Source organism: Rhizobium mongolense subsp. loessense (assembly GCF_900099775.1).
GTDB classification, from domain to species: Bacteria; Pseudomonadota; Alphaproteobacteria; order Rhizobiales; family Rhizobiaceae; genus Rhizobium; species Rhizobium loessense.
The window spans coordinates 1-10,431 of the sequence record NZ_FMTM01000027.1 but is presented as its reverse complement, the minus strand read 5'-3'; the positions used below and the strand labels follow the sequence as shown (position 1 = coordinate 10,431).

General features: G+C 59.3%; 6 protein-coding genes and 1 pseudogene. 3 read left to right on the top strand and 4 right to left on the bottom strand.

Features of this window, described 5'->3' with window-relative positions:
- The 4 genes from BLP23_RS32810 to BLP23_RS32795 all read right to left on the bottom strand — a co-directional run.
- Positions 1–390, bottom strand: a 390-nt coding sequence (locus BLP23_RS32810) for an aminotransferase class I/II-fold pyridoxal phosphate-dependent enzyme (protein ID WP_139187154.1), incomplete at its 3' end; no start/stop codon positions are given.
- 198 nt (positions 391–588) lie between these two features.
- On the bottom strand, positions 589–1,386 hold the full coding sequence (locus BLP23_RS32805) for an FAD binding domain-containing protein (protein WP_092588820.1): 798 nt from the start codon (positions 1,384–1,386) through the stop codon (positions 589–591).
- A 12-nt stretch (positions 1,387–1,398) separates the two neighbouring features.
- Positions 1,399–3,744, bottom strand: coding sequence for a xanthine dehydrogenase family protein molybdopterin-binding subunit (locus tag BLP23_RS32800; RefSeq protein ID WP_092588819.1), 2,346 nt, complete (start codon positions 3,742–3,744; stop codon positions 1,399–1,401).
- A gap of 84 nt (positions 3,745–3,828) precedes the next feature.
- Positions 3,829–4,320 carry a (2Fe-2S)-binding protein gene (locus BLP23_RS32795; protein WP_092588818.1) on the bottom strand — a complete coding sequence of 164 codons (492 nt, stop codon included), beginning with the start codon at positions 4,318–4,320 and terminating at the stop codon, positions 3,829–3,831.
- 262 nt (positions 4,321–4,582) lie between these two features.
- Between BLP23_RS32795 and BLP23_RS32790 the strand changes: the two genes are divergently transcribed.
- The 3 genes and pseudogenes from BLP23_RS32790 to BLP23_RS32780 form a co-directional block, all read left to right on the top strand.
- Positions 4,583–4,837, top strand: coding sequence for a YMGG-like glycine zipper-containing protein (locus BLP23_RS32790; RefSeq protein ID WP_092588817.1), 255 nt, complete (start codon positions 4,583–4,585; stop codon positions 4,835–4,837).
- 157 nt (positions 4,838–4,994) lie between these two features.
- A complete protein-coding gene (locus BLP23_RS32785) occupies positions 4,995–6,917 on the top strand; it encodes an autotransporter assembly complex protein TamA (protein WP_208603228.1) in 1,923 nt (640 codons plus the stop codon).
- A gap of 61 nt (positions 6,918–6,978) precedes the next feature.
- A pseudogene (locus tag BLP23_RS32780) lies at positions 6,979–10,431 on the top strand (translocation/assembly module TamB domain-containing protein); the annotation flags it as partial.

Genomic DNA, 10,431 nt, shown 5'->3' with positions numbered 1-10,431 from the left:
GGGGATCCTGGCGCCGAGCGTGCCGAGCGACGCCCAGTTGGAGACATAGCCGGAGGTGAAGATCAGCGCTGCTTCCTTGCCGTGCAGGTCGGCCAGCTCGCGCTCGAGCAGCACGTGGTAGTGGTTGGTGCCAGAGATATTCCGGGTGCCTCCCGCACCCGCGCCACAGTGGTCGATGGCGTTCTTCATCGCCGCGATCACCTTCGGGTTTTGGCCCATGCCGAGATAGTCGTTGGAACACCAGACGGTGACGTCCTTCTGACCGTCCGCCGTGTGGCGCGTGGCGCGTGGAAAGCTGCCGCGATGACGCTCGAGATCGGCGAAAACCCGATAGCGGCCTTCCTTGTGAAGCCCGTCCAGCTCGCTCCTAAAAAATCCTTCGAAATCCATTCATATGCTCCAGTATCGCGCGACGGTTTTGCTGAGCGGACGATCGCGCGTCAACCCTTACATCACGCTTTAGCATCAACTGCGGCAAATGGCCCATATTTTTGAATGATTCCAGATAAAAAATTGCGCGAATCTCCCTGATCCGGAGTGCGTTCTTGCACAATTGATGGAGCCGGAAAGCCGGCTCCGTTCGATATGCTAGCCCGCTGCGGCAACGGCGCGCTTCGCCATCACCTTCACCAGATTGGCGCGATATTCCGCGCTGGCATGCAGGTCCGACATCAACCCGGCCGGATCGACATTGACGCTCGTGACCGCATCCGGCGACCAGTTGGCGCCGAGCGCCTGCTCCATCGCAGATTGGCGAAAGACACCGCCGGAGCCCGCCCCGGTGACGGCGACGCGCACGCCCTCGGAGCCCTTCGAAACGAAGACGCCAGTCATGGCATAGCGGGAAGCCGGATTCGGAAACTTGGCGTAGCCGGCCCTCTCCGGTGCCTCGAAGCTGATCGCTGCGATCAGTTCACCCTCCTCAAGCGCCGTTTCGAAAAGACCGGTGAAGAAATCGTCGGCTGCGATCTCGCGTTTATTCGTGACGATACGGGCATTCAGCGCCAGCATCGCAGCCGGATAATCGGCAGCAGGATCGTTATTGGCGATTGAACCGCCGATTGTTCCCATATGCCGCACATGCGGATCGCCGATCCGTCCGGCGAGTTCGCATAAGGCGGGGCAGATTGCACCGATTGCGGCAGAAGTCGCCACTTCCGCATGTGTCAGTGCCGCGCCGATCCGCGCCTTGCGACCTTCGACCTGGATCCCTTTCATCGACTCAATGTGGCGTAGATCCACCAGGTCGCTTGGCGCGGCAAGCCGTTGCTTCATCGTTGCGATCAAAGTCATGCCCCCGGAGACATATTTGCCCTCCGAAGCGCCCGTGATCATGCTGACGGCCTCATCGACTGTCGAGGCGCGGTGATAATTCGTCTGATACATGGCCGTTCCTCCTCAGTGGGTTGCTTGCACAGCCATCCACACCTTCTGCGGCGTGGCAGGCATCGTCAGCATGTTGTTGCCGATCGCATCTGTGATCGCATTCATCAGCGCCGGCGGTGAGCCGATCGCGCCAGCCTCGCCGCAACCCTTGACGCCCAGCGGGTTGCTCGGACACGGGGTGTTTTGATGCGACAGATCGAAGGATGGCAGGTCGTCGGCACGCGGCATGGCGTAGTCCATGTAGCTCGCGGTCAAAAGCTGGCCGCTCTCGTCGTAGTGAACGCCTTCAAGCAGCGCCTGGCCGATGCCTTGGGCAAGGCCACCATGGACCTGGCCTTCGACAATCATCGGGTTGATGATATTGCCAAAGTCGTCGGCAGCGACGAACTGCACGATTTTCGTCGTGCCCGTTTCGGGATCGACTTCGACCTCGCAGATGTAGCAGCCTGCCGGGAACGTGAAGTTCGACGGATCATAGAAGGCCGTCTCCTTCAGACCCGGCTCCATCCCGGTAGGCAGATTGTGAGCGGTGTAGGCGGCAAGCGCTACCTGGAACCACGGCAGCGTCTTGTCCGTGCCCGCCACCTTCAGCTCTCCGTTTTCGATCACAATATCGCTCTCATCCGCCTCCATGAGGTGCGCGGCAATCTTTTTCGCCTTTGCCTCGACCCTGTCGAGCGCCTTGGCGACGGCCGACATGCCAACGGCACCAGAGCGCGAACCATAGGTACCCATGCCCATCTGCACCTTGTCGGTATCGCCGTGAACGACGGAAATGCTATCGATCGACACGCCGAGCCGGCCCGCAACGAGCTGTGCGAACGTCGTTTCATGTCCCTGCCCGTGGCTGTGCGACCCGGTCAGTACCTCCACGGTACCGACGGCATTGACCCGCACCTCGGCGGACTCCCAAAGGCCAACACCGGCGCCGAGGGAGCCGACCGCCTGCGACGGGGCAAGCCCGCATGCCTCTATATAGCAACTCATGCCGATGCCGCGCTTCATGCCGCGCCGGCTAGCCTCCTCCTTGCGCGCGGCAAAGCCGTTCCAATCGGCCGCCTGCATCGCCGCGTTGAGCGAAGCTTCATAATCACCTGCGTCGTAGCTCAAAATGACCGGCGTCTGGTGGGGGAACGAGCGGATGAAATTCTTCCGCCTGAGTTCAGCAGGCGAGATGCCGAGCTCGCGCGCCGCCGTTTCCATGGTCCTCTCGAGGAGATAGGTTGCCTCCGGCCGCCCCGCGCCGCGATAGGCGTCGACAGGCGCGGTGTTGGTATAGACCGTACGCACATTGGCGTGGATTGCCGGGATATCATACTGGCCGGAAAGCAGCGTCGCGTAGAGGTAGGTCGGCACGCAGGACGAAAACAGCGACATGTAGGCGCCGAGATTGGCGATCGTATCGACCTTCAGTGCCGTGATGCGATTGTCTAGATCGAAGGCCATCCTGACCTTGGAGACATGATCGCGGCCGTGCGCATCCGTGAGAAAGGCCTCCGTGCGATCCGCAGTCCATTTTACCGGCACGCCGGCCTTCTTGGATGCCCAGAGACAAACGATTTCCTCTGGGTAGATGAAGATCTTGGAGCCGAAGCCGCCGCCGACATCCGGCGCGATCACCCGCAGCTTGTTTTCCGGCGCCACGTTGTAGAAAGCGCTCATGACCAGCCGCGCCACATGCGGATTCTGGCTGGTGGTGTAGCAGGTATAATGGTCGTCGCCCGCATCGTAGATGCCGAGCGTGGCGCGCGGCTCCATCGCATTGGGCGAGAGGCGGTTATTGACGATATCGACCTCAATGACATGTGCCGCTTGCGCAATCGCCTGGTCGGTAGCGGCAGCGTCGCCGATCTCCCAGTCGAAAATCAGATTATTGGCCGCTTCCGGATGGATTTGCGGCGCACCGGGTTTCAGCGCATCGACCGCCTCGATGACAGCCGGCAGCTCCTCGTAATCGACGACGACCGCTTCTGCAGCGTCGCGCGCTTCGTCGAGCGAATCCGCTATGACGATCGCAACAGCATCGCCCACATAGCGCACCGTCTCCACCGCCAACGGGCGCCATGCGCCCATTTTCATCGCAGAACCGTCCTTCGAATGAATCATCCAGCCGCAGATGAGATTGCCGATGCCGTCAGCGAGCAGTTGCTTGCCGTCCAGCGCGTCGATGACGCCAGGCATGGCTTTCGCAGCGGAAATATCGATGCTCTTGATTTTGGCATGCGCATGCGGACTGCGAACGAAATAGCCGTATTTCATGCCGGGCACGACCATATCGTCCGTATAGCGCCCCTTGCCGGTTAAGAACCGCCTGTCTTCCTTGCGCGCGACGCGTGCACCAACTCCTTCGACACCCATGATGTCCTCCCAATGGGGTTTTGGCCTGGCACTCCGCCAAAGAGGATCGTATTCGGCAGTCAGCCAGACATTTCCGGAAAGATGTTACTCGGCAGCCTGCTTGGCGCCGCCATGCATCTCCGCATTGGCGGAAAGCACGGCCTTGACGATGTTGTGATAGCCGGTGCAGCGACAGATGTTGCCTTCGAGTTCCTGGCGAATCATCTGTTCATCCAGTTGCCCGCCATGACGGCTGATCATGTCGACGGCGGTCATCACCATGCCCGGCGTGCAGAATCCGCACTGGAGCCCGTGATGTTCCTTGAAGGCGGCCTGAACCGGATGAAGTTCGCCATTTGCGGCTAGGCCTTCGATCGTCGTGACCGACGAGCCCGATGCCTGAACGGCGAGGATCGTGCAGCTCTTGACCGACTTGCCGTCCATATGGACGACGCAGGTCCCGCACTGGGTGGTATCACAGCCGACATGCGTTCCCGTCAGGCCCAGTTTTTCGCGAATGAAATGGACGAGAAGCGTGCGCTCTTCACAGTCGCCGCTCACCGCCCGGCCGTTCACCGTCAGTTTCACCTTCGCCATGATTTTCTCCTCGTGCCTCCTCCAGGCACAGGAACATCATTTGACTTTTTCGCTTAGGGATCAACCGCTACTTTGGGGAGTTCTGCCAAATTTGCTCTACGGACGACTGCATGACATCTGAATCGGATTGAAAACAACCGTGATCACAAAAATTTAAGATGCAAACTGGACGCCAACCTGTTGCGACATAGTTTTAGTTGTCAAAAAGACACCCGTGAAGGGACAGCGGCTGCCAAGCGGCAGTCAACCTTGGAGAGAAGAAATGAAGAAAGCAATCGCATTTGCTCTGATCGGCCTCTCGATCGCGAGCTGCACGCCGACGGAGCAGGGTGCCGGGATCGGTGCGGCATCTGGCGCGGTAATCGGCGGGGTCGCCACAGGCAATGTTCGCGGAGCCGCAGTCGGCGCTGCAATCGGCGGCGTCGCAGGTGCAGTCATTGGCAGAGTCGCCGAACAACCCGGGCAATGCTACTATCGCGACCGCTATGGTCGCCGCTACATCGACGATTGCCCCTGAGACGTAGTTGCACAAGGTCCGAAAATCCCGGCCGCAAACCGGGATTTTTCATGTTTCGTGCTAAATTAGCTCGAAAATAGCTTAAATCGGTACACCTCGTGCATTTTTGCCGCTAAGCTGTTAATGGCTGGGCAACGCATGTAATTAAAAGCGGCGGATGCATATCAGAGGGAAGACACCGAAATCGAGTTTTGCGTATCGGCGGGCAGGCACCATGATGGTGATCGCGGCGACGGCTGCGTTTTCACCGGTTCTGACTGGCGAGGCCTATGCATTCAAGCTTTTCGGCATTACCATTTTTGGCGAAGACGAGAATGACAGCGAGCAGGTCCCTGATCCTGTGCGCTACGACGCCAATCTTGCAACGAATACCGCCGATCCTGATCTCAAAGAGGCTTTGGAGAACAGCTCGCGTCTGATCAGCGACGAGGATCGCCCGGTTTCCGGCGATCTCGGCATCGTCGTCAAGGCACGTGACGACCGCGACCGCCTGATCGCGGCGCTCTATGAAAAGGCGCGCTACGGCGGCGTCGTGACGATCACGATCGACGGAAAGAACATCGACGACCTGCCTCCCAACCCGACCTTCGACCGGTCCAAGCCCGTTCCCGTCCAAGTCGCCATCGAGCCGGGACCGGTCTTCCGGGTCAAGGAAGTGCAGTTTGGCGGCGATGCTGCAAGCCGCAATCCCGCCGATTACGACCTGGCGCCTGGAAAAGAGGCGGGATCGCTGACGATCATCAAGGCCGGGGACAAGATCGTCGAACAGCTGAAGAGCGAGGGCCGACCGCTTGCGAAGCTGACCACCCGGCAAGTGGTGGCCGATCACCGCACCAAGACGGTCGATATCGTCATCGCGACGGAAGGCGGTCCGGTAGCCCCGATCGGCAATGTCGGCGTCACCGGGCAGAAAGCCGTCAGACCGGCTTTCATCCAGCGTTATTCGCGCCTTGAAAAAGGCGGAGCCTATTCTCCCGAGGCGCTCAAGAAGGCTGGCGAGCGGTTGCGCGCGCTCGGCGTTTTTTCGAGCGTCACCATTCACGAAGCCGATAGCCTCTCCGCCGATGGTACGTTGCCGATGACGATTGAAGTCTCGGAAGGCAAGCAGCGCTATTTCGGTGTCGGCGCCAATTATTCGACGATCGACGGCATGGGGATCCAAGGTTATTGGGGACACCGTAACCTTTTCGGCGAAGCGGAATCACTTCGAATCGAGGGCACCGTTGGCCGCCTCGGCGAAAACGACATCGGAAATCTCGACTACTCGACAGGTATTCTCTTCACCAAACCCGGCGCGTTTTTCCCTGCCGCAACGCTAAAGGCCGGCATTCTCGCAAAGACCGAAAATCCGGATGCCTACAACGCATCCCTGATCACCGCGTCTCTCGGCCTGTCTTACGAGCTGACGGATCAGGATACCGCTTCGGCGAGCGCTGAAATCAGCTATGAAAAGGACGATGACGCGTTCGGCGACAATGAATATCTGACTTTCGCCTTGCCGCTTACTTACGAGCGCGATGCGCGCGACAACAAACTCAACCCCACGGAAGGGTACCGGGCAACGCTTGCAGCGACGCCGAGCTATGAGATGTTCGGCAGCACGATCTTTTCGTCCTTCGAGGGTTCGATAACCGGCTACCAGTCGATCGGCACTGAAGACAATGTTGTCTTCGCTGGCAAGGTGGCGGCTGGCCTGCTGATTGGCGGAGAACTGCGCGACATTCCCGCAACGAGACGTTTTTTTGCCGGCGGTGGCGGCTCGGTTCGGGGATATGGCTACCAGGAAATTTCCCCCTACAACGCTGAGGATGATGCGACGGGCGGCAAATCCTACGTTACCGCCTCGCTGGAAGCACGCGTCAGGATCACCGAGACCATCGGCATCGTTCCTTTCATCGACGTCGGAACAGTGGGGAGCGAGGAGTTTCCCGATTTTTCCGACATCCGGGCCGGTGCCGGCATCGGAATACGCTATGCCACGCCTTTTGGCCCCCTGCGGCTTGATTTTGCCGTACCGTTGAACAAGTACGAGAATGGCACGAGTTACGGCATCTATGCCGGGATCGGCCAGTCATTCTAGAATGCGATATTCGCGGATTTGAAACCCGCGAATAATGACGAGACAGGGTAGTTCCGCCTTCATGCAAGCGCTGACGAAATTCGTGAGTTGGACCATCCGTGTTATCGGCTTTGCGACCGGTGCTGCACTGATCCTTGCCGCGATAGCCATTGCCATCTTCGGCTTCACCTCGTTCGGCTCGCGCATTGTCACGGACGAAGTCGCGGAAGCCCTTTCGAACCGCGACATGAAAATTGCGGTCCGCGAGCCAAGCGGCCTGCTGACCGGCGGATTACGCGCTGCGGAGATAACGGTCTCAGATACGCGCGGCGTATTCGCGCAGATAACTGGTCTTTCGATAGACTGGAACCCGCTGGCGCTGCTCCGCGGCGCATTCCACGCAAGCGAACTTTCTGTCGGCTCGGTCAATATTATCCGAAAGCCGGTGCGTACCATTCCTTCACCACCAGCACGCGGTGAGGACGAGGGATTCAGCCTACCGATCAAGATCGATGTCGACAGGATTGCCATCTCGGATATCAATCTGAGCGAGAAGTTCGCGGGGCGTGCGTTTACTTTAACGGCGGGCGGCAATCTAAAGGCCGACCAGAATGGCGGGAATGCCGTAATCAATATGAGCCGTCACGATGTGCCGGACGCCAAGCTCTCTGCCGATTTGGCGTTCATGCCCGATCAGAACCAGTTGCGGCTAAAGGCGCAGCTGTCTGAACCGAAGGGGGGGCTGCTTGCAGCTTTACTGTCGCTGCCGGGCGACCCTTCAGTCGATATCGTCGTCGATGGCGAAGGGCCCGTTTCGGATTGGAACGGCAGGCTTCAAGCCGCCCTGGACGGTCAGCAACGCGCTTCGATCAAAGGACATCATGCACTCACACAGGACGGACTGCACCATCTTGATCTCAAGGGCGGCGGCGACCTGAGCACCCTTCTGCCGCCGGCCTTCCGGCCATTGTTTTCCGGTCAGACGAACATCGATGTCTCCGCCACCTTCAACAATAGGGGTAAACTCGATATCCAGACCGGCAACATAGCAACCGGCAGCGTCGTCATTGCGGCATCCGGCACCCTGGATCGGGCGGGCAACAACAGCCTGAACGTCAACGTGCTCGGTACGTCAGGCCCGGTCGATTTTCGTTGGCCGCTTGCAGATGGCGAAGCCCGTTTCATGGTGACCGGTCTAAACCTCGCCCTCACGGGCGATGCGCAGTCGGCACGGCTGAACGCCAGTGCTTCGCTCGATGCCGCAACATTGCCCCAAGCGACGATCGCCAACGTAAAGCTGACGGCAAAGAGCGACGCTTTCAACCTGGCCAAGCGTTCCGGTGCCGTTCAATTGCGCATTGTTGCCGGTGATACGACGTTCCTGAACCCGGATATCAATCGGGCAGTACAAGGTCCTGTGACGCTTGCCGCGCCGCTCCAAATCGCCGCCGATGCCGTAGGCTTCAACGGGACGACATTTGAAAGCGCCAATGCAAGCGGCACCGTCAACGGCACCTACAAGCTTACCGACAACACGCTGACAGGAAATGCGAAGCTTACAGTTCAACCCGCGGCACTGCCGCCTGCTATCGCGCCGCGCTTCGATACGCCGATCTCGATCGATACACAGATCGCCGGAACCATTCCGTCCAAGATCAACCTCTCGGATCTCGTCGTCAAATCCGGAACGATCGAAACTGCCGGCTCCGTGATGCTTGACGGCGAAAGCCTCACCGCCAGTCTTTCCGGGCGGCTGCCGGATGTAAGGAAGCTTCTGGAAACCGCCGAAGGCGAGGCGAGCTATACGGTCAATGCCAGCGGCCCGCTGACAGCACTGGCGATAAAGGCAAATCTGAAGGCCGCAACTCTTCGCACCGCTGGCCGCACGCTTGGTGACCTGGACGTCAACATTTCCGGCGCGGCTGATCCCGACGCACCGCAAGGTACCATCAATGCCAGGGGCACGATCGACGGCCAACCGATTTCCATCATTGCCGACGCACAGTCCAAAGGCGGCGTCATCAGCATTCCATCTCTCAGTGCGGACGTCGGCAGCAACCGGCTGCAAGGCAATTTCCAACTGTCCTCACACTTCGAGCCGACCGGAGCGCTCACCTTCGATTTTCCGGATATCGGCCTGCTAGCCGCACTTGGCGGGCAGAGAGCCCAAGGCGATCTCAAGGGTGCGCTCGACATCGCCAACGACAATGGCAAGATTGCGCTAAAGGTGACAGCCGCAGGAAATGGCTTGCAGCGCGACACCTTTTCGATCGTCAGACCGGACATTGATATCACAGTCACCGATCTCAAAGCCCTTTCCGCCCACGGCATCGTCAAAGCCGGCGGAATGTCGGCAGGCGCCAACAAGCTCGCAGAACCGGTCCTGAACTTCGCGCAGCAACAAAACCGCACGAAGTTCGATCTTAACGCTGCCTACGACGATAATCCGGTGCGTGCCGAAGGCGATCTTGAAATAAAAGCAGGCGCGACGACGATTCGGCTCGATCGATTTTCAGGCAAACCACGCAACATTCTGGTTGAGCTCTCCCAACCCGCCGAAATCGCAATCGCGAACGGCCAGGCCGCGCTGAGCGGCCTCACGGTCAAGACCGGAAGCGGTTCCGTGGCGGTAACCGGCTCGGCGGGCGAGACGCTCGACATCAATGCAGTCATCACCGACCTGCCCGCAAGCCTCGCCAACGGTTTCGTTCCCAATCTGAATGCAGAAGGTGCCATCTCCGGCACGGTATCTGTCAAGGGAACGCCGGCGACGCCGATTGCGGATTTCAAGCTCGACTGGAAGAATGCCGCAACTAGCCATACCAGGCGCGCGCATCTTGCACCCTTCGGCGTCGCCGCCACCGGAAAATTCGCCGATGACAAGCTCGACTTCGACGCAAGCGTCGATGGTTCCGAGGGCCTGTCCTTGAAATCCCGCGGAAATGTTGTTGTTGCCGGAAAGGACGGACAAAGCCTGAAGATCGATGCCGATGTCGTCAATCTTCCGGCGAGCATCGCCAACGGTTTCGTTCCGGATCTTGCCGCCGAAGGTGCGATAACCGGCACCGTCTCCGCTTCTGGAAGGCTCTCCGCACCGGCGGTTGATTTCGATCTTGATTGGAAGGACGCAGCCACAAGCCAGACCAAGGGTGCCGGATTGAAGGCGCTCGGGCTGAGCGCAACTGGCAAATTTGCCGATAACAGGCTCGACTTCGATGCGAACCTATCGGGCCCAGCCGAAATGGGTCTGAAGGCAAACGGCAATGTCGTGATTGCCGGCACGGCGATCCAATACCTCGACGTAAATGCCAATCTCAACAATGTCCCGGCAAACATTGCAAACAGCTTCGTGCCCGGACTTGCCGCCGAAGGAACGATCTCCGGAACTGCCAAGGCATCGGGAACACTTGCTGCGCCGGCCGTCGAATTCGATCTCGGCTGGAAAGACGCAGCAACGAGTCAGACGAAACAGGCAAAGCTTGCTCCGCTCGGCCTGAGCGCCACCGGCAAACTCGCAGATAACAAGCTCGACTTC